We start from the raw sequence: 24,008 nt of genomic DNA, 5'->3' as shown, positions 1-24,008 counted from the left end.
CGACAGCGTTACGGCGGTCATAGCGTCAGGGAAACGCCCGGTCACATTCCGAACCCGGAAGCTAAGCCTGACAGCGCCGATGGTACTGCACTGGTGACGGTGTGGGAGAGTAGGACACCGCCGGACTCAACTTAGGATGGGCCCTGATCGACACCACGGTGTCGATCAGGGCCCATTCGCATGTCTTGGCCCGATCGACGAGGAAGGATGCTCTGGTGAGCGAGGATCGACGCAGCGGCGAGGACAGGGGTTCGCGCGACCGACGGCCCGACCAGCGTCGGGATTCTCGGCCACGCCGGGACGACGACCGCACGCGTCCCTCCGACGCGACGCCGAACAAGGGTCGCGAGGGCGACCGGGGTCGTGACGACCGTGGTGAGCGTGGTGGCGACAGCCGTGGTGGTTACCGGGGTCGTGACGACCGGGGTGCCAGCGGTGGTGAGCGTGGTGGCGAGAGCCGTGGTGGTTACCGGGGTCGCGACGACCGCGGATCCAGCAGCGGCGGCTATCGCGGTCACGACGATCGGCCGCCGCGTCGGGACGATCGCCCGCCCAAGCCGAGAGAGCCGGAGGTGCCGGAGGAGATCGAGGCGGGGCAGCTGGACCGTGAGCTGCGGGCGGAGCTCAGGACGTTGAGCAAGGACAACGCCGACGGCACAGCGCGCCACCTCGTGGCGGCCGGGCTGCAGATGGAGGCCGACGATCTCGACGCGGCGCTCGAGCACGCCCTGGCCGCTTCGCGCCGGGCGGGCAGGGTGGCCGGCGTGCGTGAGACGCTCGGTGTCGTCTACTACCGCCGCGGTGAGTGGGCCAAGGCTCTGGGAGAGTTCCGCACCGCACGGCGGATCTCGGGTCTGAACCACCTGCTCCCGATGATGGCGGACACCGAGCGCGGGCTCGGTCGGCCCGAGCGTGCCCTGGAGATGGCGGCCAGCCCGGACGCGCGGCGACTCTCACCTGCCGAGCAGATCGAGATGGCGATCGTGGTCTCCGGCGCTCGGATCGACATGGACCAAACAGCGGCAGCGGTGCAGCACCTGCGAGACCTCGCGGCGTCCGGCACGGGTCAGGAGCCCTGGGCAGCGCGACTGCGCTACGCCTACGCCGCTGCCCTGGAGGCTGACGGGCGTCACGACGAGGCGCAGGCCTGGTACGAGCGCGCGGCAGAGGTCGACGTCGAGGGAGAGACGGACGTACGCGAGGTCCTCGGCGTCGAGGAGGACCCGGATGTCATCGACCTCACTCCCGACGAGGAGGAGGACACGCCGGTCCACGAGGTCGAGCAGGAGGACGAGGCCCGCGGAGCCGACCCCCAGGCGGACGGTGGACCGGGCCGATGACCGTGCGCGGGATCCTCTGCGACCTCGACGGGGTCGTCTACCGCGGCGAGCAGGCCTGCCCGGGGGCGGTGGAGGGACTGTCAGCCGCCAAGAAGGCCGGCGTCCAGCTGCTGTTCATGACCAACAACGCCTCGCGCACGCCGTCGGCCGTCGCCGATCACGTCTCCCGCCTGGGACTGCCCACCGAGCCGTCCGAGGTCCTGACCGCCTCCCAGGTCGCGGCTGCGGTGCTGGCGTCACGGCGCGACCGGGGTGAGCTTCACGTCGACGACGACAGAGCGGTCCTGGCCGTCGGCGGCGAGGGCCTGGGGGTCGCGCTGGACGAGGTCGGCCTGCCCTGGCGCTCGCCCTCGGAGACCCGGGAACGCGTCGAGGCCGGGGGGCCCTCGGGCGTCGTGACGGTCGTGCAGGGCTACGGACCTGAGGTGGGTGTGCCGGACCTGACCGAGGCCAGCTACGCGATCGCGGCCGGTGCTCCGTGGTTGGCCACCAACGACGACGCCACCCTGCCGACCACGCGGGGCCTCGCGCCGGGCAACGGGTCCCTGGTGGCCGCCGTGCGCCACGCCACCGGCAAGGAGCCCGAGGTCGTCGGCAAGCCGCACGCGCCGGCCTACCAGGTCGCGGTGGCCCGACTCGGACTGCCGGTCGCGGAGTGCCTGATGATCGGGGACCGGCTGGAGACCGACATCGCCGGCGCGGCGAACTTCGGCCTGCTCAGCGCCCTCGTCCTCACCGGTGTGTCGACCCGGGAGGAGGCCGCCGCCGCCCCCGCCGGACTCCGTCCGGACCACGTGGCGCCGACGATCCCCGACCTCGCGTTCCTCTGGGCGGCCGGGTGAGCGAGCACATTGGCCCACGTCCGCCGAGCGGTGACCGCGCCGTCGACGAGATCCTCGCCGACTTCGACACGGCCATGGGCCAGGGTCCTGCTGGGCAGGTCGCCGCGGCTGCCTCAGCGCACCGGGCGCTGCAGCAGCGGCTGACCGCACCCACGCCGCCGCCACCCGGACCGGGGGAGGCGCGGCCGGGTCCGAGGGCATGACCAGCGCTCGGCTGGACACCGTTCTCGTCGCCCGCGGCCTGGCCAGGTCTCGGACGCAGGCCCGGGCGCTGCTCCTTGACGGGCGGGTCACGGTCGACGGCAACGTGGTCACCAAGCCGTCCACACCCGTGCTCGAGACGCAGGCGCTGGCCGTGCAGGCGGCCGACGAGGAGAGCGGGTCCGCGTGGATCACCCAGGGATGGGTCGGTCGCGGGGCGCTGAAGCTGCGGTATGCCGTGGAGCAGTGGCTCCCCCTCGGGCTGGTCGTCGCCGGACGTCGCTGCCTCGACGTCGGGGCGTCCACCGGCGGGTTCACCCAGGTGCTGCTGGCTCACGGCGCGGCGCACGTCGTCGCCCTCGACGTCGGTCACGGGCAGCTGGACCCCCGCGTCGCCCACGACCCACGGGTCACCGACCTCCCCCGCACCAACATCCGCCGGACGACGGTCGCCACGATCGGAGGGGCAGTGGACCTGGTCGTCTGCGACGTCTCCTTCATCTCCCTCGAGCACGTGCTGCCGGTCCTGCGCGAGGTCTGCACCGAGGGCGCCGACGTGGTCGTCCTGGTCAAGCCCCAGTTCGAGCTGGGTCGGGACCGCCTGGGTCACGACGGCGTGGTCCGCTCGGCCGAGCAGCGGGAGTCCGTGCTCGCGACGGTGCTGGACACGGCGTCCGAGCACCGGTTCGCGGTCGGTGGGATCCTGCGCTCCCCACTCGTCGGCGCCACCGGCAACGTCGAGTACCTGCTCTGGCTGCACGCCACCGGCGCGGGCATGATGGACTGGGGTCTGGCACGGGACGAGCTCGCCGCACGACGGCGCGCGCTGAGGCACGAGGAGGAACGGTGACCCGCCGGATCATGCTGGTGACCCACCCCTCCCGGCCGGAGGTGCCCGACCTCGCGGACGCGTTCGCCGAGCGTCTTGCCGCCCACGGCATCGAGGTCGAGGCGGTCCCGGAGGCCGAGCCCACCCACGAGGTGGTCAAGGTCGACGGGGTCGTCGCGCACAAGAGCCCCGTGCCACCGCACGTCGACGCCACCGGTTGCGAGCTCGTCGTCGTCTTCGGCGGGGACGGCACGATCCTGCGCGGCGCCGAGATCGCCCGGCCGGCCGGCACCCCGCTCTTGGGAGTCAACATGGGGCGCGTCGGCTTCCTCGCCGAGGCGGAGAAGGAGGACGTCGACTCGATCGTCGAGCGCATCGTCGCCCGCGACTACCACGTCGAGGAGCGGATGACCCTGGAGGTCGAGGTCCTGCACGACGGCGAGGTGCTGGCCCAGAACTGGGCGCTCAACGAGGCCTCCGTGGAGAAGTCGGCCCGGGAGCGCATGCTGGAGGTGGCCGTCGAGGTCGACGGGCGACCGCTGTCGACGTGGGGCTGCGACGGGGTGGTGATGGCGACGCCGACGGGCTCCACCGCGTATGCCTTCTCCGGCGGGGGACCGGTCGTGTGGCCGGACGTGGAGGCGCTGCTGCTGGTCCCGATCTCCGCGCACGCCCTGTTCGCCCGGCCCCTCGTGCTCGGACCGGACACCCGGCTCGCGGTCGAGGTGGTGCCGCAGTCCTACGTCACCGGGGTGATGTGGTGCGACGGTCGGCGCACCGTCGAGCTGCCGCCCGGAGCCCGGGTCGAGGTCCGCCGGTCCGCCACCCCGGTCCTCCTGGCCAGGTTGTCGACCGAGCCGTTCACCGACCGGCTGGTCGCGAAGTTCGCGCTGCCGGTGACCGGCTGGCGCGGCCCGGCGGTGGCCCACCACCAGACGACGCCCGCCGTGCCGGACCCGCCGGACCCGCCTGCCACGTCCCAGGTCCCCACCCCGCTGGAGAGCGCAGGGTGACGCTGCGCAGGATGCGGATCCAGGGCCTGGGGGTCATCGACGACGCCGAGCTGGAGCTGGTGGAGGGCCTCAACGTGATCACCGGCGAGACCGGCGCGGGCAAGACGATGGTCATCAGCGGCCTCGGCCTGCTCCTCGGCGCCCGGGCCGACTCAGGGCTGGTGCGCACCGGACTGCGCCAGGCCGTCGTCGAGGGCGAGGTCGACGTCCCCGTCGAGCACCCGGCCGCGCAGCGCGTCGAGGAGGCCGGTGGCGACGCCTCCGACGGACTGCTGCTGGTGCGCACGGTGTCCGCGGAGGGGCGCTCGCGCGCCCACGTGGGCGGCCGGGTCGCCCCGGTGACGGTGCTCTCGGAGGTGGGCGAGCACCTGGTCGCCGTGCACGGCCAGGCGGACCAGTGGCGCCTCCGCGACGCGGAGCACCACCGGCTGCTGATCGACGGCGCCGGCGGGGACCGCCTGGCCGGGCGGTTCGCGGCCTACCGGCACGTCCACGAGGAGTGGGAGGGTGCCCGGACCCGCCTGGCCGAGCTCTCCCGCACCTCAGCCGAGCGCAACCTGCGGGTGGCGATGCTGCGCGCGGCGCTGGAGGAGATCGGTGCGCTCGACCCCCTGGAGGGGGAGGAGGACGCGCTGCGCGCCGAGTCCGAGCGGCTCGCGCACGCCGAGGAGCTGCGCACGGCGGCGCTCCTCGCGCGCGACGCGCTCGTGGGGTCGGACGACCCGGGTATGGAGCAGGCGAGCGTCACCGCGCTCCTCGCCTCCGCAGGGGTGGCCCTGGCGCCGGCGGCCACGCACGACGAGCAGCTCGGCGGGCTGCGGGAGCGGATGGACGAGATCTCCTACCTGTCCTCCGACCTGGCCACCGACCTCGCGGCCTACGCGTCGGCCATCGAGGTCGACGAGGAGCGGCTCGACGAGGTGCACCGGCGACGCGCGGACCTCGGGGTCCTGCTGCGCAAGTACGGGCCGACGACGGGAGAGATGCTGGGCTTCGCCCGGGTGTCGGCGCAGGAGCTGGCCCGGATCGACGTCTCGGACGACGACCTCGCCGCGCTCGCGGCCCGCGCCGAGGAGCTGCGGATCGCGGTCGGCCGGGCCGGCTGGGCCCTGAGCCGAGCGCGCGAGGAGACCGCCGAGCGGGTCGGCACGGCCGTCACCCAGGAGCTGACGCACCTCGCGATGGGCTCTGCCGAGGTCACCGTCCACGTCGCCCCACGCGTCGTGGACGGAGCCGATCAGGGTGGCGCTGAGGCGGACCGCGGCGCAGCGTCGTCCTCCGGCCTCGTCCCCTTGCCGGACGGGCGGCTGACCCGACCGCGTACGCACGGGCTGGACGACGTCGAGATCCGCCTCGCCGCCAACCCGGGGGCCCCGGCCCGGTCGGTCACGCGCGCCGCCTCCGGCGGTGAGCTGTCCCGGGTCATGCTCGCGCTGGAGCTGGTGTGCGGTGACGGTGCTGTGCCGACCTACGTCTTCGACGAGGTCGACGCCGGCGTGGGTGGCAGCGCCGCCCTCGACCTGGGAGCCCGGCTGGCCCGGCTGGCCCGGACCTCGCAGGTGATCGTCGTGACGCACCTCGGGCAGGTGGCGGCCTACGCCGACCGGCACCTGGTGGTGCGCAAGAGCACCGACGGGCAGGTCACCCGCAGCGGCGTGGTCGTCGTGGACGGGCCCGAGCGGGAGGCCGAGCTGGCCCGCATGCTCGGCGGGGTGGCCGACTCGCAGGCCGCGCTCACGCATGCCCGGGAGCTGCTGGCCCGACGTGCGACGATGGCCGGATGACCGCGCCACGCCGATCCCGCCGCACCAAGGACGGCGCGACCGGCACGGTCACCGGGCCGGTCCGGGTCGACAGCAGGACCAAGAACCTCACCAAGCGGCTCTCCCCGGGCGAGATCGCCGTCGTCGACCACGCCGACCTCGACCAGGTCAGCGCGCACGCCCTCGTGGCGTGCGCCCCCGCCGCGGTGGTCAACGCCGCCGCCACCACCACCGGGACCTACCCCAACATGGGGCCGCAGATCCTCCTCGAGGCGGGCATCCCCGTGCTGGACCGCTGCGGGCCCGAGGTGATGAGGCTCGCCGAGGGGAGCACGGCCACGGTCGAGGCAGACGCACTGCGCGTCGACGGGCAGGTCGTGGCCAGGGGCGTCCGGCTGACGCCCGCCCTGGTCGCCGCCCAGCTCGCCGACGCCAGGACCAACCTGTCCGACCAGATCGAGGCGTTCTCGCAGAACACCATGGACTACGTCCGTGCCGAGCGCGAGCTGCTCATCGACGGCGTCGGGATCCCACCCCTGCGGACCGAGTTCGCCGGCCGCTACGCCCTCGTCGTGGTGCGCGGCTACCACTACAAGGAGGACCTGCACACCCTGCGTCCCTTCATCCGCGAGGCCCGTCCCGTGCTCATCGGCGTCGACGGGGGCGCCGACGCGCTCCTCGAGCAGGGCCTGCAGCCGGACCTCATCGTCGGCGACATGGACTCCGTGTCCGACGCGGCCCTCACCAGCGGTGCCGAGCTCGTCGTGCACGCCTACCGCGATGGCCGGGCGCCGGGGCTGGAGCGCGTGCAGGCGCTCGGCATCCACGACGCGGTGGTGATGCCGGCGCCCGGCACGAGCGAGGACATCGCGATGCTCATCGCCGACGACAGCGGTGCCGAGCTCATCGTCGCCGTCGGCACCCACGCCACGCTCGTGGAGTTCCTGGACAAGGGCCGGCAGGGCATGGCGAGCACCTTCCTGACCCGGTTGCGGATCGGCAGCAAGCTGGTCGACGCCAAGGGGGTCAGCCTGCTCTACCGCAACCGTATCTCCACGCTCTCCCTGGTCTGGCTGGTGCTTGCCGGACTGCTCGCGCTCGGGGTCGCCCTGGCGGCGACACCGGGCGGCAGGGCCCTGTTCGGGGTGCTCGCCGTACGATGGGACGACGTCTGGGCCTGGATCGAGGGAGTGTTCGGTTGATCGACTTCCGCTACCACCTCGTCTCCCTCGTCGCCGTCTTCATCGCCCTCGCCGTGGGCATCGCGCTGGGGGCCGGCCCGCTGCGCGAGGGGATCTCGAGCACGCTGGAGAGCGAGGTCGCCGACCTCCGCTCCGAGCGTGCCGCCCTCCGGGCGCAGGTCGACTCCGCCGACGGTCTGGCCGAGGCCCGCGACTCCGTCCTGAGGGTCGTGCACGAGCGTGTCGTCGCCGGGACCCTGCAGGACGTGCGCGCCGGCGTCGTCGTGCTCCCCGGAGCGGACCGCAACACGGTCGACCGGCTCGAGGGGCAGCTCGAGGAGGCCGGCGCCACCGTCGTGCTCACCGCCGAGATCGACGCCGCCTGGGAGGACCAGGAGCCCGACCAGGCGCGGCTCGACTTGGTGGCGGCCCTGGCGCAGACGGTCGCCGACCCCGAGCCGCGTGGCGGTGGGCAGCCCGACGTCGCCACCGTGCTCGCCGCCGTGCTCGCCGGTGCCGACGAGCCGGGTCTGGTGGGGGCCTGGCTGGATGCTGGCCGCCAGCTGGAGGACGGTGGCCTCATCGACCTCACCTGGCGCGACGACCCCCTGAGCAACGTCTCGGACCGACGCGCCCCCGAGGCCCTGCTCGTCGTGAGCGGGGGGCTGTCGGACGAGGCAGCGGGGCAGGAGCCAGGCAGCCTGGAGCTGGAGCAGCGGCTCGGTCTGGTGGACGCGCTCGCCCGCCTCGAGATCCCCGTCGTGGTCGCGGGGGAGGGGACGGACGCCATGACCACCGGGGACGTGGAGCTCCTGGACCCGCTGGTGGGCGTGGTCCGTGACGACCGCCCCCTCGCCGACGAGGTGTCCACGGTCGACAACGTCGAGAGCGCGGCCGGACAGCTGGTGGTCACGATGGCCATGGCGTGGGAGGTGCTCGGGGAGGCGGGCCACTACGGGCTCGGACGCGGGGCGACCGGCCCCACGCCCGCGCTGCCGCCCGTCCCCGCCGCCGCACTGCCCGGCACCATCCCCGCCCCCAGAGGGGCCGACGGGGCCGCGAGCACCGATGCACCGACCGGCCCCGAGGTGGACGAGGACCCGGACGCCCAGACCGGGGCACCGTGACGTCGTCCCCCGGTCGGGCGAGCGGTCGGACGACTCTCGTGGTGGCGGGGTCGGCAGCCCTGGCGTCGGTCGCGGTCGCGCGTCTGCACCGTGCCGGGGTCCTGCCGGGCGGCAGCGCACGGTGGGAGCGCACCAACCATGCGCACCGGCCGGTCACCCTGACCGAGGGCGTCGCGCTCGTCGGGGGGACGTGCACGCCGCTGCTCGTGGTGGACCCGCCCGCGGCGCTCGCCGTTCTCGGTGCCGGCGTGGCCGGCGCGGTCGACGACCTCGGCGGGACGACGTCCACGAAGGGCCTGCGCGGCCACCTGCGTCCGCTGCGTCGGGGCGAGGTCACCACCGGTGCCCTCAAGGTGGTCGGGCTCGGCCTGTCCGGACTGCTGTCCTGCGGGTGGTCGGACGTGCGCACCGGACGGGGCCTGGGGAGCCACACGCTCACCGGGGCGGCCCTGGTCGCCGGGTCGGCGAACCTCGCCAACCTGTTCGACCTGCGGCCCGGCCGTGCCCTCAAGGTCGGCCTCGCTCTGGCGGTCCCGCTGGGTCTGCTCGGCAGACCCGGGGCAGCCGCGGTGAGCGGTGCCGGCGCGGCCCTGCTGCCCGCCGACCTGCGCGGGAGCTCGATGCTGGGGGACACCGGCGCCAACCCGCTCGGTGCGGTGGTCGGTCTCGCCGCGGCCCAGGCGCTGGGGCCCCGCGGCCGGGTGCTCGCGCTCGCGGCCGTCACCGCGCTGAACCTGGCCAGCGAGCGGGTGAGCTTCAGCCGGGTGATCGACTCCCACCCCGTCCTCAGCGCGCTGGACCGGTGGGGCAGGCCGCGGTGACGCCACCCGCGGCGAGCGGGCCGAGCTCGCGGCTGACCCCCCAGGGCATGCTCGCCACCGCCGGCCTCGTCGCCGCGGTGACGCTCGCCGCCCGAGCCGTCGGCCTCGTCCGGTGGGTGGTGTTCTCCCACGCCGTCGGTGCGACCTGCGTGGGACAGGTCTACGCGACCGCCAACCTGGTGCCGAACGTCCTCTTCGAGGTGGCGGCGGGCGGGGCGCTCGCCGCCGTCGCGGTCCCGCTCGTCGCCGGCCACCTGCAGCGCGGCGACGAACGCCTCGCGGACCGGACCGCCTCGGCGCTGATGACCTGGACGCTCACGGTGCTGCTCCCGCTCGCGGTCGTCGTGGCCCTCGCCGCCGGACCGGTGATGGCCTGGCTGCTCGGCGAGAGCGGCCGGTGCTCCCCGGGCGACGCGCAGGCCGCGGGCCGGCTGATGCTGGTGCTGTTCGCCCCGCAGGTCGTCCTCTACGGCGTCGGGATCGTGCTCAGCGGGATCCTCCAGGCCCACCGGCGCTTCCTCGCGGCGGCGCTGGCCCCGCTGGTCTCCAGCGTGGTGGTCATCAGCGTCTACCTGGCCTTCGGCGCGCTCTACGACCCCGCCTCCCCGCCGGGCTCGGTCCCCGCCGCAGGGATCTGGTTGCTCGCCGGGGGGACGACCGCCGGGGTGGTGGCGCTGAGCCTGCCGCTCCTGCTGCCCACTGCCCGGCTGGGTGTCCGTTGGCGGCCCACCTGGCGCTTCCCCGAGGGGACGGGTCGCCGCGCCGGTGCCCTCGCGCTCGCCGGCATCCTCGTCGTCGCCGCGCAGCAGCTGGCCGCCGTGGTCGTGCTGCTCCTGACCAACGCCAGCGACGGCGTGGCGGGGATCACCGTGTGGACCTACGCCCAGACCACCTTCCTGCTCCCGTATGCCGTGCTGGTGGTGCCGCTGGCCACCGTCGCCTTCCCCCGTCTAGCGGGCGGCGGGGCCCAGGCGGTCAGGGTCCTGCGACGGGCGCTGCTGGGGGCGGTCGTGGCCTCGCTGGCCGCCGCTGCCGCTCTCGTGGCCGTCCGGCGCGAGGTGGGGCAGGTGTTCCTCCTGCTCGACGCGGGTGCCGACGGCGCGGGACGGGCGACGCTGGAGGCCCTTCCGGCCACGGTGGCCGCGCTCGCGCCCGGGCTGCTGGGCTACGCGCTGCTGGCCGTGGGCACGCGGGCGCTCTACGCCGTCGGCTCGCCGAGGCGGGCCGCCGCCGCCGGTGTCGCCGGCTGGTCGGTCGCGGCGCTCCTGCCCCTCGTCGTGGTCGCCGTCGGCAGCCCGGTCGAGGAGACGCTGCTCGCGCTGGCCGTCGGGTCCTCGCTCGGGATGACGGTCGCCGGCGCCCTCGTGGTCCTCGAGGTCGGCCGGGTGTGGGGTCCGGCGGCCTTCCACGGGGTGGTGCGCAGTGGCGCCGCCGCCCTAATCGGGGCGCTCGCCGGGCTTCTCGTGAGCGAGCTCGCCCTGCCCGCGGCGGCCGACGGCTGGCTGCCGACCCTCGGCCGGGCGCTCGGTGGGGGAGCCCTCGTGGCGCTCGCCGCAGCGCTGTCCGTGCGCGTCCTCGCGCCGGCCGCCTGGCGCGGCCTCAGCGGCAGGGACGGGTCGTGAACGTCCTGCTGGTGACCGCGCTCGTGGCCGGCGGGGTGGGCCGGCACGTGCAGCTGCTGACCGAGGGACTGGTCGGACGCGGTCACCGGGTGGTCGTGGCGGCCCCTGCGGAGGTGTCGCGACGGTTCGGTCTCGAGGCGCTCGGCGCCACCTGCGTCGACCTGCCCGTGTCCGCCCGCCCCGGGATGGCGCGGGACCGGGCAGCCGTGGCCACGCTGAGGGCGGTCTCACGTGGCGCCGACGTGGTGCACGCCCACGGCCTGCGTGCCGGCGCCCTGACCTCCCTGGCACTGCCCCCGGGGGGGACATCGGGTCCCCGGTTCGTCGTCACGACCCACAACGCCCCGCCGGCGGGCCTGGTGGGCCGCGCCGTGTACGCGGTCACCGAGCGACTCGCCTGCCGACGGGCCGACCTGGTCCTGGCGGTCTCCCCGGACCTTCTCGTCCGCGCCCGTCGTGCCGGTGCGCGGGCCGCGGGGCTCGCCGTGGTCCCCGCCGCGCCCGGCCCGCCGCTGTCCGGCGAGCGGCGGACGGTCCTCCGGGACCGGGTCCGGCGCGAGCTCGGTCTCGGGACCGAGGACCGCCCGCTGCTGGTCGTCAACGCCGGGCGGCTGGCCCCGCAGAAGGACCAGGCGGCCCTCGTGGACGCCTTCGACCAGCTCGTGACGACGGGGGAGATCGACCCCGCCCCGGTCCTCGTCCTCGCCGGCGAGGGCCCCGAGCGGACGACGCTGGAGGCGCGGGCGAGCACCTCGTCCCGGCTCACGGACGTGCGGCTGCTGGGGCACCGCGACGACGTGCTCGACCTGCTCGCCTCGGCCGACCTCGTGGTGTCCTCGGCCGTGTGGGAGGGGCAGCCGGTCTGGCTCCAGGAGGCGTTGCAGGTGGGGGCACCTGTCGTGGCGACAGACGTGGGCGGCACCGCCCTGGTGCTGGGGGGAGCGGGCGTCCTGGTCGAGCCGGGGCCCGGACTCGTCGAGCGGCTCGCCGCGGCCCTCCGAGAGGTCCTGCGGGACGACACGGTCCGGGCGCGGCTGAGGGTCCGGGCGCTGCAGCGGGCGGCCGAGCTGCCCACGGCGACGGACGCGCTCGAGGCGGTGCTGACGGCATACCTGGTGGGACCGCCTCAGGACGACGCGCCGCAGGGCCGGTGCCCGAGGACCGCCCGACGTCACGTAGGCTGGTAGCCCGTGGTGGAGACGACGAAACACATCTTTGTGACCGGGGGCGTCGCTTCCTCGCTCGGCAAGGGGCTGACGGCCTCCAGCCTGGGGTTCCTGCTCCGCTCGCGTGGCCTGAAGGTCACCATGCAGAAGCTCGACCCCTACATCAACGTCGACCCAGGGACGATGAACCCGTTCCAGCACGGCGAGGTGTTCGTCACCGAGGACGGTGCCGAGTGCGACCTCGACATCGGGCACTACGAGCGCTTCCTCAACGTCAACCTCTCCGGGCGCTCCAACGTCACGACCGGGCAGGTCTACAACGACGTGATCGCCCGGGAGCGGCGCGGGGAGTACCTCGGCGACACCGTCCAGGTCATCCCGCACGTGACCAACGAGATCAAGGCGAGGATGCGGGCGGCGGCCAACGCCGACGACACCTCCCGGCCCGACATCATCATCACCGAGATCGGCGGGACCGTCGGCGACATCGAGTCGCTGCCCTTCCTCGAGGCGGCCCGCCAGGTGCGCCGCGACATCGGGCGCGCCAACTGCTTCTTCCTCCACGTCTCGCTCGTGCCCTACCTCGCGCCGAGCGGCGAGCTGAAGACCAAGCCCACCCAGCACTCCGTGGCCGCGCTGCGCCAGGTCGGCATCACGCCCGACGCGCTCGTGCTGCGTGCCGACCGCGAGATCCCCGAGGGCATCAAGCGCAAGATCTCGATGATGTGCGACGTCGACGCGGACGCCGTGGCCGCGTGCATCGACGCCCCGAGCATCTACGACATCCCCAAGGTGCTGCACACCGAGATGCTCGACGCCTACGTCGTGCGCACCCTCGGGCTGCCGTTCCGCGACGTGAACTGGTCGGCCTGGGACGGGCTGCTGGAGCGGGTCCACGAGCCGGAGCACGAGGTGGAGATCGCGCTCGTCGGCAAGTACGTGGACCTGCCCGACGCCTACCTCTCGGTCACCGAGGCGATGCGCGCCGGCGGCTTTCGCCACGACGCCAGGGTCCGGATCCGCTGGGTCGCCTCCGACCTGTGCCAGACCGAGGCCGGGGCCGGCAAGGCTCTCGGCGACGTCGACGCGATCCTGGTCCCCGGGGGCTTCGGCGTGCGCGGCATCGAGGGCAAGATCGGGGCGCTGCGCTGGGCCCGCGAGCACGGTGTGCCGACCCTGGGCATCTGCCTGGGCCTGCAGGCCATGGTCATCGAGCACGCCCGCCACGTGGCCGGCATCGAGGGCGCCAGCTCGACCGAGTTCGACCCTCAGACGCCCGCCCCGGTCATCGCGACGATGGCCGAGCAGGAGCAGTTCGTCGAAGGCGCCGGCGACCTCGGGGGCACCATGCGCCTGGGTGCCTACCCCGCCTCCCTGACGCCCGGGTCGGTCGTCGCGGGGGTCTACGGCCGGACCGAGGTGTCCGAGCGGCACCGGCACCGCTACGAGGTCAACAACGCCTACCGCGACCAGCTGACCGACGCCGGGCTGGTCATCTCCGGCACGTCCCCCGACGGTGCGCTCGTCGAGTTCGTCGAGCTGCCGCGGGAGGTCCACCCCTACTACGTCGCGACCCAGGCGCACCCGGAGTTCAAGTCGCGCCCCGACCACGCGCACCCGCTCTTCGACGGGCTGGTCGAGGCCGCGCTGGAGATGCAGCGCAGCCAGCGGCTCGTCGAGGTCGAGGTCCGCCACCACCAGCACGACCTGCCCCGCTGAGCCGGCGCCCGCCGTCATGAGCCTCTCCGCCCCCACCCTGAGCCTGCAGGACCTCGTCGACGCACCCGGAGCCCGGCGAGTCAGCGGCAGCGAGACAGCCTTCCACGGCGCGGTCTGGGACGTGCGCCGGGACACCGTCCACCTGGAGGACGGCCCCGTCGCGCGGGAGTACATGGCCCACCCCGGGGCGATCGCCGTGCTCGCCGTGCGCGAGGACCGTGGAGAGCCGGAGGTGCTGATGATCCGGCAGTACCGCCACCCGGTCGCGGCGGAGGACTGGGAGATCCCGGCCGGGCTGCTCGACGTGGAGGGGGAGCCGCCGCTGGAGGCGGCGCAGCGCGAGCTCGCCGAGGAGGCCGACCTGGTGGCGGACCGCTGGGAGCTGCTCTTCCCGATCACCACCTCGCCGGGCGGCTCGGCCGAGGTCATCACGATCTTCGTGGCAACCGGGCTGTCCGAGGTCGACGCGGGGGACCGGCACGAGCGGGAGCACGAGGAGATCGGTATGCCGGTGGGCTGGGTCCCGCTGTCGACCGCGGTGGCCGCGGTGCTGGGTGCGCAGGTGCGCAACGCGCCGATGATGCTGGCCGTGCTCGCGCTCGACGCCCGCCTGCGCGGCTGAGGTCCACCCGGGACGTCCGCTCACAGGGGCGTGACGGTCGCTCCCACGAGGACGAGCAGAATCCCCGTCGACAGACTGGCGAGCATGCCGGCCAGCAGCAGGACGACGACGCCGTACACCCCGTCCGAACGCAGACCGGGAGCCGGCACCCGGTGCTCACGAAGGCCGGCCACCTCCCAGAGGGCGTAGCCCACGACACCGATCCCACCGGGCAGACCGAGCAGCCAGAACCAGAACCACCGGGTCCCGTGCCGCGGCGCGGGACCGAGGAGCAGGTGTGCGAGGACCCCGGCGAGGAGCGCGGGACCGAGGACGAGGGCCACGGACCCGGTCCTGCCCAGCTCGAGCGCGTGGGGGCCGCGCGGGACGTCGCTGGTCAGCAGCCGGGTGCGGATCCACTCCGTCTCCTCCGCGGTGGCGTCAGCCCAGGTGCGCTGCGGGGGGCCGTACAGGCCCCACGACGGCACCGCGACGCGGGGCCGGTCGTCGCGCACCGTGTAGACCACCTCCATCCCGGAGGGGAAGACCGGCTCGTCGGCGACCGGCTGGGTGCCGGCCGCTCCCTGGGACCACGGAAGAGGAGCAGGCTCCGGACGGATGACGGCCCACCACCGGACGTCACCCAGGCGGGGCTCGTCCTGCACCACGACATAGCCGGTCACCGTGCCGGTGTCCAGCTCGTGCTGGAGCGTGGCGAGGGGGACCGTCTGGTAGCCCCCGAGCCACGACGCGAGGGCGTGGGCGGCCCACCCCACGAGGAGCAGGGCGCTGAGCAGCAGCGACCACCTCCGACGGGGTGCCGGGCCCCGCCCGGTCCCCGGCTCCGCATGACGCTGCGCGGTGGTGCTCATGAGGTCACTATGGCGCATCTGGGCGGGCGGGCGCCTGCGTCCCGGCGCGTACACTGGCAGCCGTGCGCGGGGGTGGAGTGACGACCCGCCCGGGGCCCTGACCGGCTCCCGACCCGCGCACCGCGCGTCCGGCGGACCGACGAGAGGCCGAGGATCCCTCGGCGAAGGTGTGGTGGCACCGCGACCTGGCCCCCGCCCACACCTGTGCGGGCTGCCTCCCGGACGGCACCCCGCCCTCCGGGACACGACCCGAGAGGAGACATCATGCTTCGCACCCACGAGGCCGGCACGCTGCGCGCCGAGCACGTCGGCACCACGGTCACCCTCACCGGGTGGGTGGCCCGTCGCCGCGACCACGGAGGCGTGGCCTTCGTCGACCTGCGGGACGCCAGCGGCGTCGTGCAGGTCGTGGCCCGTGACGAGGTCCTCACCGGAACCGCTCACGACCTGCGCAGCGAGTACTGCGTCAAGGTGACCGGCGAGGTGACCGCCCGCGCCGACAAGGACGTCAACCCCGACCTGCCCACCGGCGCCGTCGACGTGGTCGCCGGCGACATCGAGGTGCTCAGCGCGTCCGCCCCCCTGCCCTTCCAGATCGACGAGCGCGTCACCGTCGGCGAGGAGGCGCGCCTGCGCCACCGCTACCTGGACCTGCGCCGCCCCGGCGCCAACGCGGCCGGGCAGAACCTACGGCTGCGCTCAAAGGTCAACGCCGCGGCGCGTGCCGTGCTGGCGGAGCGCGACTTCGTCGAGATCGAGACGCCGACGCTGACGCGGTCCACCCCCGAGGGTGCGCGCGACTTCCTCGTCCCGGCTCGCCTGCAGCCGGGCAGCTGGTACGCGCTGCCGCAGAGCCCCCAGCTGTTCAAGCAGCTGCTCATGGTCTCGGGCATGGAGCGCTACTACCAGATCGCGCGCTGCTACCGCGACGAGGACTTCCGCGCCGACCGACAGCCGGAGTTCACCCAGCTCGACATCGAGATGAGCTTCGTCGAGCAGGACGACGTCATCGAGCTGGGCGAGGCGGTGGCGCGGGCCGTCTGGGCGGTGAAGGGCGTCGCGCTCGACACCCCGTTCCCCCGGATGAGCTACGCCGAGGCCATGCGCCGCTTCGGCACCGACAAGCCCGACCTGCGCTTCGACCTCGAGATCGGCGAGTGCACCGAGTTCTTCGCCGGCACCCCGTTCCGGGTGTTCCAGGCCGACTACGTCGGCGCGGTCGTCATGCCCGGCGGCGGGTCGCAGCCCCGTCGGCAGTTCGACGCCTGGCAGGAGTGGGCCAAGCAGCGCGGCGCGAGGGGCCTGGCCTACGTCACCGTGGGCGAGGACGGCGAGCTGGGCGGACCGGTCGCCAAGAACATCTCCGAGTCCGAACGGGCGGGGCTGGCCGTGCACGTCGGCGCGCATCCGGGCGACGCGGTCTTCTTCGCCGCCGGGGCGACCAAGCCGTCCCGCGCGCTCCTCGGAGCTGCTCGCCTGGAGATCGGGCGGCGGTGCGCGCTCATCGACGAGGACGCGTGGAGCTTCCTGTGGGTCGTGGACGCGCCGCTCTTCGAGCCTGCGTCCGAGGCGGTCGAGGCGGGAGACGTGGCCGTCGGAGCCGGGGCGTGGACCGCGGTCCACCACGCCTTCACGTCTCCGCAGGACCAGCACCTCGACACGATGGAGGACGACCCGGGCGCCGTGCTCGCCTACGCCTACGACCTCGTGTGCAACGGCAACGAGATCGGTGGCGGGTCCATCCGTATCCACCGGCGCGACGTCCAGGAGCGTGTCTTCGCGATCATGGGTCTGGACGAGGAGCAGGCGCAGGAGAAGTTCGGCTTCCTGCTCGAGGCGTTCAAGTACGGCGCCCCGCCGCACGGGGGGATCGCCTTGGGGTGGGACCGGATCGTGGCCCTGCTGGCGGGTACCGACTCGATCCGCGACGTCATCGCCTTCCCCAAGTCCGGGGGCGGTTTCGACCCGCTCACGTCGGCCCCGGCGCCCATCACCCAAGAGCAGCGCAAGGAGGCGGGCGTGGATGCCCGCCCCGAGCCCACCGCGCCCGCGCCCCAGGGCGCGGACGAGGTCAACCCGACGCAGAGCTGACCCGGACGGAGCACGACCATGACGACCACCTCGCCCCGACGCGACGTGGTCGTCGTGGGTTCGGGCCCCAACGGACTCGCGGCCGCCGTCACGCTCGCGCGGGCGGGCCTGTCGGTGACGGTCCTGGAGGGGCAGCCGACGCCCGGCGGCGGCGTGCGGACCCTTCCGCTGCTGTCCTCACGCGCGACCGAGGCCGAGGGACTCCTCCGGGACGTCTGCGCGGCGGTGCCCGCGGCGGCCCCCTCCTCACCGTTCTTCGCCGAGTTCGACCTGCCGGCACGGGGCGTCGAGCTCGTGGTGCCCGAGGTCTCCTACGCGCAACCCCTGGACGACGGACGTGCCGGCATCGCACACCGCGACCTGGCCACCACGGCCCACGGGCTGGGTGAGGACGAGGCCGCCTGGCGGCGCCTCATGGGGCCGCTGGCCGAGCGCTTCGCCGAGGTGGCCGCCCTGGCCCTGTCCGACAAGCGGTCCGTGCCACGACCCGACGGCGGCACCGTCGGCGCAGCGCTCGCCTTCGCTCAGGCCGTGGCCGTGCTCAGTACGTCGGTGGGGGACCGCTGGTGGCGCACGCAGGAGGCGGCCGCCCTCATCGGTGGCGTGTCGGCCCACACGATCACGACGTTGCCCTCCGCGGCAGCCGCCGGCACCGCGGCATACCTGGGAGCGCTGGCGCACAGCCCCACCGGCTGGCCGATGGTGCGCGGCGGCATCGGCGAGATCACCCGCGTCCTGGTGGAGGACCTGGTTGCGCACGGTGGGGAGCTGGTCCTCGACCACCCGGTCCGCAGCTGCGCGGACCTACCCCCCGCACGGGCCTACCTCCTCGACACCCACGTCGCCGTGGCCGCGCGACTGCTCGCCGACCCCTGGCGCTCCCGGCTCGAGCGGCTGCCGCTCGGTGCCGGGGTGTGCAAGCTCGACTACGTGCTGTCCGGGCCCGTGCCCTGGCGGCACCCCGACGTGGGCAGGGCCGGGACCGTGCACGTCGGTGGGTCGGTGGCCGACATGCGCTCCGCCGAGGCCGACGTGGCGGCGGGGCGTCACGCCGACCGTCCGGTCATGCTCGTCAGCGACCCCGTGACGCACGACCCCGGGCGACTGGGCGCGACGGGTCTGCGCCCCTTGTGGGCCTACGCGCACGTGCCGCGCGGCTCGGACCGCGACGTGCGCGCCCAGGCCGACGCGCAGCTGGAGCGGTTCGCCCCCGGGTTCCGTGACGTCGTCGTGGACTGCGTGGTGACACCCGCGTCGCGGATGGCCGAGCACAACGCCGCCTACCCCGGCGGGGACATCTCGGGCGGGGCCATCTCCCTGTGGCGGATGGCGGCGCGCCCCACCCCCAGGCCCGACCCGTACGCCGTTGCGCCGGGCGTCTGGCTCTGCTCCGCCTCGACACCACCGGGGCCGGGCGTGCACGGCATGGGCGGGCACCACGCGGCCCGCCGGGTGCTGCGCCACCTCGGTGTCCGCGGTCTGCCGTCGCTCGCTCCCGACGGCCCCCGGCACTCCTAGCCGGGGAAGCCGAAGCAGGGGTTGAACTCTTCGTCCGAGGGCTTGCCCTTCGGGATCTCGATGCAGTGGCTCTTGGTGCGCTCCAGGACACCGTCGCCGCTGAAGCCCGGCAACGTCTGCCCGTCCAACGCCACCGTCGCGACGCCGGTGGCGTCCCGACGCCAGTCGTTGTTGGCGGAGTTGACGTTGCCACCGTCGAGCCGCACGTTCGCGTGCCCCGTGGTGTGCTCCAGGGGACCGACGCCGCTCCACGCGGCGTCGACGTGGACGCTGACAGGGTTGCCGTCCTGGTCGGTGCCCTCCAGCGTGCCCACGAACCGCGCCCACGTGAGCTGCTGATCCATGCTGACGCCGATCATGGCCTGAGCCTGCACCTCCAGGACGATGTCGCCGCCCGGTTCGGCTGCGGCCGTGCCGGGCCCGTCGGGCAGCTCGGCACATGTGTCGATGACCTGAACCAGTACTCCCGAGGGGCCCTGCTGCTTGTTGGACGGGCCGTGGAGGCCCGCATAGTGACCCTGTGCTGCGCTCACCCAGAGGTGCGTCTCCTGACACTCGTCGACCTGCACGGCTTCAAGATAGGCAAGCTCGTGGGAGACGGTGTGGTACATCCTGGGCGGCGCCGCCTGCGCGGCAGACGCCAGCGCGGGCAGGAGTGCCAGCGCGGCCAGGGTGGCGGTGGTCCGTGTGGTGCGGTTCATGCCAGGCCCCTTCGGCTCGCCCTGACCGCGCCGGGCCGGGTGGTCCTCACGGCAGGGACCTTGGTATGTCGTCGCGGAGCGGGAAAAGGTGCAGGTCGCCACGGCGCGCGGCCCCGGACGACGGAGGAGCCGGGTGCGGTCTCCCGCACCCGGCTCCTGCCGGGACACTGCTCTCAGCAGGGTGACTCTTGTCAGCCGACGCGCTCGAGCTCGGGCTGCTCGACGGGGGCGGCCGGGGTCTCCTCGCGGCGGTTGCTGGCGGCCCAGAACAGGCCAGCACCGGTGAGCAGGTTGATCGCGCCGAGGCCGGCGAGGAGGGCGACGAGGCCCAGGGCCAGCTTCAGGGCGGAGGCGGTGACGGTGCCCACACCCAGCTCGCCGACGAGGCCGTGGACCGTGCCGGTCCAGATCATCGGACGGGCGGCGGCGTCGACCGGGTTGGTCCGGTCGAAGTCGTTCCAGTAGCGACCGTCGCCGGCCACCTCGACGGTCATGCCCTCGGTCGGGAAGTCGGCGGGGACGGCGATGGTCTGACCGTTGACGGTGAGCTCCTTGAGGGCGTTGCCCTCGGCGTCGACGACCTGGTCCTCGGTGAGGGTGACCTCGTAGGTCCCGTCGATGACGTGGTGGGTGACGACGGCCATCTGGTACATGTACTCGCTCGCGGTGTTGACCAGCGGGTCGTCCGGGTCCATCTCACGGTCGGAGACCGGGTAGCCCCACTCGTCCGTCAGCATCGCCATGATGCCCTCGGCGGCCGCGGTGTCGCCACGGTCGACAAGCTGGCCGTCCTCGTTGTAGTCCAGCTCGACGCCCTGCACCTCGCTGAAGCTCTGGAGCGAGTGAGCGCCGTCGGAGTACATCTTGAAGGCGACGCCCGACCCGATGAAGAAGACCAGACCGAAGACCATGAGCATGATCCCGACGAGGCGTAGACGCTGTGCCATTGTGAACCTCCCCCGGGCACGTTCTCGCCCGGATCGAATGATGGTCGGCCTGTGGGCCGACCCAGAGGTCGTGGTGACCTCCACGACTCATACTGCCGTAGTACGACAAGGTGTAGTAGGGACCTAGGTCCCGAGTCGCCCCGCCAGAGGTCACCTGCGCCCTCAGGGGGCGCCGACCAGGGTGCGGCTGTGCCACGACCGGGCAGTCCGGTACCCCAGACGGCGGTACACGCTCCGGGCGGGGTCGTTGTCGGAGAACATGCCCAGCGTGCAGACACCGTGCTCCGAGAGTGCCCACCGCGTGAGCGCGGCGGAGACGACCGTGCCCAGCCCCTGGCCCCGCTTCCCGACCGCCGTGACGACCCCCGCCAGGTGCGGTGCGCCCGACGCCTCCAGCTCGGCGCCCCCGACCGCGACCAGACCTCCCCGCCGGTCCCGAAGCCCGACCCAGCGCACCACGCGAGCGGTGCCGACCTCGGTCCACACCCGGGGGTTGTGGGCCGACGAGAAGGCATGGATCTCCTCGGCGTCACGGCGGTCGTCCAGGAGCACGAGCAGGTGCTCGCGCGGGTCGAGCGGTGGCTCGCGCGTCGTCCACATCCACTCCCAGTCGCCGCCGCCCCCGAGGTCCAGGAGCCGGTGCGCCACGGCCGCGTGCTCCTGCGGCACCGACACCGACCGGCTGGACAGCCGCTCGAGGTGCCCGTCGTCGCGCAGGACGGTCAGGGCGGAGCGCACCCGCTCGCCCTCTTCCGACCCCGGTCCCAGAGGAGCGACCCAGACGCCCCGGCGCTCGCCGCCCCGCTCCACGAGCGCCACCCCCTCGTGCTCCCACACCTCGTGCGGCAGAAGCAGATCGAGCGCCCACCGCAACCAGGGGTCCCGGCCCGAGCGCGCGACCAGCGCGGCGTGGTCGTGCAGCCGGTGCAACGGCATACCTCCTGGGTTCCCCGGGTAACCTCCCAGGTGTGTCGGCACGCGGATCAGACCTGTTCAGCCTAGCTTCGGGCGGGGACACGCCGGGGGAGGGCGACCTGCGCCCGCCGCTGGCCGTGCGGATGCGGCCGCGCTCGCTCGAGGAGGTGGCCGGTCAGCAGGACGTGCTCCGGCCGGGGTCGCCGATGCGCCGCCTCATCGAGGGGCAGGCGGGTGTGGCCGGGCCGCTGTCCGCCGTCCTCTGGGGACCCCCGGGCACCGGCAAGACCACGCTGGCGCACCTCGTGGCGACGGCTGCTGAGCGCACCTTCGTCGAGCTGTCCGCGGTGACCGCCGGGGTCAAGGACGTCCGGGCGGTGATGGAGTCGGCGGTGCGCGAGCGCTCGCTGCACGGGCGCCAGACGGTGCTCTTCCTGGACGAGATCCACCGCTTCACCAAGGCGCAGCAGGACGCGCTCCTGCCCGGGGTGGAGAACCGGCTCGTCATCCTGGTGGCCGCCACCACGGAGAACCCGTCCTTCTCCGTCATTGCCCCCCTGCTGTCCCGCTCGGTGCTGGTGCGGCTCGGACCGCTGGAGGACGAGGAGATCCGCGGGGTGGTGGCCCGCGCGCTCACCGACGAGCGGGGTCTGGCGAAGGAGTTCGTCCTGGACGCCGACGCGCTCGAGCACGTGGTGCGCATGGCAGGGGGAGACGCCCGTCGCGCGCTGACGACCCTGGAGGCGGCCGCAGGCGTCGCGGTCGACGAGCGGGCGGCCGGGCGCGAGGACGAGCCTGCCAGGATCGCGCTCGCCACGGTCGAGCAGGCGATGGCAATCGCGGCGGTGCGCTACGACCGCGCGGGGGACCAGCACTACGACGTCGCCAGCGCCTTCATCAAGTCGATGCGCGGGTCGGACGTCGACGCGGCGCTGCACTACCTCGCCCGTCAGCTCGAGGCGGGGGAGGACCCGCGCTTCATCGCCCGACGCATCGTCATCTCCGCCTCCGAGGACGTCGGGCTGGGCGACCCCACCGCGCTCCAGACCGCGGTGGCGGCCCTGCACGCCGTGGCGCAGATCGGGATGCCCGAGGCACGGATCATCCTGGCGCAGGCCGTGGTGCACAACGCGCTCGCGCCCAAGTCCAACGCTGTCTACGCCGCGATCAACGCCGCCGTCGCCGACGTCCGGGCGGGCAAGGGCGGAGCGGTGCCACCCCACCTGAGGGGCAGCGGGTATGCCGGTGCCGCGCGCCTCGGGCACGGGGAGGGCTACCGCTACAGCCACGACGAGCCGGCCGGCGTCGGGCCGCAGCAGTTCCTGCCCGACGACCTGCTCGCCGAGGACGTGGACTACTACCGGCCGACCGGGCGGGGCTGGGAGGAGCGCCTCGGTGGCCGGTGGGCCGAGCTGCGCCGGATCGTCCGGGGCCGGTGACGCCCGTCCGGACGATCGTGATCGTCGGCCTCGGAAGGACACCCACAAAAGAAATGTGGTCGTAACCCTTGTCGTAAGTGGAGTTCGGTTCTACTGTCCGTAGTAGGTCGGTGGCGTGCAGGGACGCCGCAAGACGTGGCGGAGGGCCGCCTCAATCACCAGCCGACCGCATCCTCCATCAGGAGCACTCCATGAAGATTCGCTCCGGCGTGGTGGCGCTCGCCACCTTCGCCGTCCTGTCTGCAGGGGCAGGCTCGATCACCGCTGTAGCCGGTCCACCCGGCGGCAGCAGCGTCACGAGCGGGAAGACCGCTCCAAGCAACGGCGACGACGCCGACCAGATCACCGCGAACTACGACCAGAAGGCCCAGAGGGTCCAGGAGAAGGCCGAGGAGCGGATCACCCAGGAGGACCGGGACGCGGCGGCGGCTCGGGCCCTGCAGGACGGCGCTCTCAACCCGCTGATGGTGGTTGACGCCGAGATGACCGCCATGGCTGCGGTCCCGGGAGAGGCGCCCCGCTACTTCAGCCACCCGAACTACGCGAACAGTCCGTTGCCGGAGGTCACCACGACGCCGGGCGCCCAGACCACCGTCGGCAACGAGCTGGTGGACCGTCAGTACGCCACGGACACGGCGGAGACCGTGTTCGTGGTGCTCGGCGACGCCCTACCGGATGGACTGCTCACGGGCTTCACGGTTTGGAACCAGGCGAACGCCGATGCAGCTCTGGCGTCGGCCGGGAAGTCTTTCCACGCCTACGTCCTGCGTCCCACGCGGTTCACCGACCAGTACAGCGTCGTGTTCGACAGCGGCCAGCTGAGCATGCCTGCGCTGACCGACCCCGCTGTGGGCGAGGTCGCGACCTTCGGCGTCGCCAACCTCGCCGTCCAGGCGGGCGACCGGCTCGCGTTCTACGGCCAGGGCATTCCACTTGACGTCACCGGCACCGACGCGGTGTACCACCCGTCCCCCCTCAGCCCGTTGCAGGGCGAGGTTCTCACCCTGCCGTCGACGGACTTCCCCTCCTACCCGGCCAGGACATACTCCTTCGCCGCGACCCTGACCGGGGCGGACCAGGTCGAGATCGTGCCGGGTACCGGAATCCGCAAGTTCGTGGACGAGCTGCCGACGATCACGCCAGCCGTGCCGGACACCACGGCCTACGAGGGCGCCGACTTCTATCGGATCGGCCTCGTCGAGTACACCCAGCGGCTGCACTCGGACCTTCCGGTGACCGGCACGAAGTTGCGCGGGTACGTTCAGGTGGACGCGGACGGTACCCCGGTGGGTGAGCCGAG

At 73.7% G+C, this 24,008-nt stretch carries 21 protein-coding genes and 1 rRNA gene; 18 read left to right on the top strand and 4 right to left on the bottom strand.

Annotated elements, in window-relative coordinates; translation table 11 throughout:
• Positions 1–9 precede the first annotated feature (9 nt).
• From rrf to ACI3ET_RS15380, 14 genes are all read left to right on the top strand, one after another.
• Positions 10–126: ribosomal RNA gene (gene rrf, locus ACI3ET_RS15445) — 5S ribosomal RNA — on the top strand.
• A gap of 446 nt (positions 127–572) precedes the next feature.
• Positions 573–1,340, top strand: a complete 768-nt coding sequence (locus ACI3ET_RS15440) for a tetratricopeptide repeat protein (protein WP_405033969.1) — start codon at positions 573–575, stop codon at positions 1,338–1,340.
• Positions 1,337–2,182 (top strand): HAD-IIA family hydrolase, encoded by an 846-nt coding sequence (locus tag ACI3ET_RS15435; RefSeq protein ID WP_405033968.1) that lies wholly within the window; start codon positions 1,337–1,339, stop codon positions 2,180–2,182. Before ACI3ET_RS15440 ends, ACI3ET_RS15435 begins: the two co-directional genes overlap by 4 nt.
• Positions 2,179–2,385 (top strand): hypothetical protein, encoded by a 207-nt coding sequence (locus tag ACI3ET_RS15430; protein ID WP_405033967.1) that lies wholly within the window; start codon positions 2,179–2,181, stop codon positions 2,383–2,385. Before ACI3ET_RS15435 ends, ACI3ET_RS15430 begins: the two co-directional genes overlap by 4 nt.
• Entirely contained in the window at positions 2,382–3,233 is an 852-nt protein-coding gene (locus ACI3ET_RS15425; protein WP_405033966.1) for a TlyA family RNA methyltransferase, read from the top strand. Before ACI3ET_RS15430 ends, ACI3ET_RS15425 begins: the two co-directional genes overlap by 4 nt.
• Positions 3,230–4,225, top strand: coding sequence for an NAD kinase (locus ACI3ET_RS15420; protein ID WP_405033965.1), 996 nt, complete (start codon positions 3,230–3,232; stop codon positions 4,223–4,225). The genes ACI3ET_RS15425 and ACI3ET_RS15420 overlap by 4 nt, the downstream gene beginning before the upstream one ends.
• On the top strand, positions 4,222–6,009 hold the full coding sequence (gene recN, locus ACI3ET_RS15415) for a DNA repair protein RecN (RefSeq protein ID WP_405033964.1): 1,788 nt from the start codon (positions 4,222–4,224) through the stop codon (positions 6,007–6,009). Before ACI3ET_RS15420 ends, recN begins: the two co-directional genes overlap by 4 nt.
• Positions 6,006–7,190 (top strand): putative cytokinetic ring protein SteA, encoded by a 1,185-nt coding sequence (gene steA, locus ACI3ET_RS15410; RefSeq protein WP_405033963.1) that lies wholly within the window; start codon positions 6,006–6,008, stop codon positions 7,188–7,190. Before recN ends, steA begins: the two co-directional genes overlap by 4 nt.
• Positions 7,187–8,296, top strand: a complete 1,110-nt coding sequence (locus ACI3ET_RS15405) for a copper transporter (protein WP_405033962.1) — start codon at positions 7,187–7,189, stop codon at positions 8,294–8,296. Before steA ends, ACI3ET_RS15405 begins: the two co-directional genes overlap by 4 nt.
• Positions 8,293–9,117 carry a hypothetical protein gene (locus tag ACI3ET_RS15400; protein WP_405033961.1) on the top strand — a complete coding sequence of 275 codons (825 nt, stop codon included), beginning with the start codon at positions 8,293–8,295 and terminating at the stop codon, positions 9,115–9,117. The genes ACI3ET_RS15405 and ACI3ET_RS15400 overlap by 4 nt, the downstream gene beginning before the upstream one ends.
• On the top strand, positions 9,114–10,739 hold the full coding sequence (murJ, locus tag ACI3ET_RS15395; RefSeq protein WP_405033960.1) for a murein biosynthesis integral membrane protein MurJ: 1,626 nt from the start codon (positions 9,114–9,116) through the stop codon (positions 10,737–10,739). The genes ACI3ET_RS15400 and murJ overlap by 4 nt, the downstream gene beginning before the upstream one ends.
• The gene (locus ACI3ET_RS15390; protein WP_405033959.1) at positions 10,736–11,926 is read left to right on the top strand and encodes a glycosyltransferase family 4 protein; all 1,191 of its coding nucleotides are present in this window, start codon (positions 10,736–10,738) and stop codon (positions 11,924–11,926) included. Before murJ ends, ACI3ET_RS15390 begins: the two co-directional genes overlap by 4 nt.
• Positions 11,927–11,929: 3 nt before the next feature.
• Positions 11,930–13,624, top strand: coding sequence for a CTP synthase (locus ACI3ET_RS15385; RefSeq protein ID WP_405033958.1), 1,695 nt, complete (start codon positions 11,930–11,932; stop codon positions 13,622–13,624).
• A gap of 16 nt (positions 13,625–13,640) precedes the next feature.
• On the top strand, positions 13,641–14,246 hold the full coding sequence (locus ACI3ET_RS15380; protein WP_405033957.1) for an NUDIX domain-containing protein: 606 nt from the start codon (positions 13,641–13,643) through the stop codon (positions 14,244–14,246).
• A 20-nt stretch (positions 14,247–14,266) separates the two neighbouring features.
• Here ACI3ET_RS15380 and ACI3ET_RS15375 read toward each other — a convergent pair whose 3' ends face one another.
• The gene (locus ACI3ET_RS15375) at positions 14,267–15,097 is read right to left on the bottom strand and encodes a hypothetical protein (protein WP_405033956.1); all 831 of its coding nucleotides are present in this window, start codon (positions 15,095–15,097) and stop codon (positions 14,267–14,269) included.
• Between the two features lie 264 nt (positions 15,098–15,361).
• Here ACI3ET_RS15375 and aspS point away from each other — a divergent pair, with 264 nt between their 5' ends.
• Together aspS and ACI3ET_RS15365 are read left to right on the top strand one after the other, a co-directional pair.
• Complete coding sequence (gene aspS / locus ACI3ET_RS15370; RefSeq protein ID WP_405033955.1) at positions 15,362–17,188, top strand: aspartate--tRNA ligase; 1,827 nt, start codon at positions 15,362–15,364, stop codon at positions 17,186–17,188.
• Positions 17,189–17,206: 18 nt separating this feature from the next.
• On the top strand, positions 17,207–18,706 hold the full coding sequence (locus ACI3ET_RS15365; protein WP_405033954.1) for a phytoene desaturase family protein: 1,500 nt from the start codon (positions 17,207–17,209) through the stop codon (positions 18,704–18,706).
• On the opposite strand, the gene ACI3ET_RS15360 is transcribed toward ACI3ET_RS15365, so the two are convergent.
• The 3 genes from ACI3ET_RS15360 to ACI3ET_RS15350 all read right to left on the bottom strand — a co-directional run bounded on the left by ACI3ET_RS15360 (position 18,703) and on the right by ACI3ET_RS15350 (position 21,290).
• A complete protein-coding gene (locus ACI3ET_RS15360; RefSeq protein WP_405033953.1) occupies positions 18,703–19,407 on the bottom strand; it encodes a hypothetical protein in 705 nt (234 codons plus the stop codon). The genes ACI3ET_RS15365 and ACI3ET_RS15360 overlap by 4 nt on opposite strands.
• A 191-nt stretch (positions 19,408–19,598) precedes the next feature.
• Positions 19,599–20,354 (bottom strand): hypothetical protein, encoded by a 756-nt coding sequence (locus tag ACI3ET_RS15355; RefSeq protein ID WP_405033952.1) that lies wholly within the window; start codon positions 20,352–20,354, stop codon positions 19,599–19,601.
• A 162-nt stretch (positions 20,355–20,516) separates the two neighbouring features.
• Positions 20,517–21,290, bottom strand: coding sequence for a GNAT family N-acetyltransferase (locus ACI3ET_RS15350; RefSeq protein WP_405033951.1), 774 nt, complete (start codon positions 21,288–21,290; stop codon positions 20,517–20,519).
• A gap of 32 nt (positions 21,291–21,322) precedes the next feature.
• On the opposite strand from ACI3ET_RS15350, the gene ACI3ET_RS15345 reads away from it, so the two are divergent.
• Together ACI3ET_RS15345 and ACI3ET_RS15340 are read left to right on the top strand one after the other, a co-directional pair.
• The gene (locus tag ACI3ET_RS15345; RefSeq protein WP_405033950.1) at positions 21,323–22,708 is read left to right on the top strand and encodes a replication-associated recombination protein A; all 1,386 of its coding nucleotides are present in this window, start codon (positions 21,323–21,325) and stop codon (positions 22,706–22,708) included.
• A 191-nt stretch (positions 22,709–22,899) separates the two neighbouring features.
• The coding region (locus ACI3ET_RS15340) for a hypothetical protein (protein ID WP_405033949.1) at positions 22,900–24,008 on the top strand (1,109 nt) is incomplete at its 3' end.

The sequence above is a fragment of the Ornithinimicrobium jinqii genome (assembly GCF_045032595.1).
GTDB lineage: Bacteria > Actinomycetota > Actinomycetes > Actinomycetales > Dermatophilaceae > Ornithinicoccus.
Note: the sequence above shows the minus strand (reverse complement) of the source record. Positions and strands in the feature narration are given on the sequence as shown.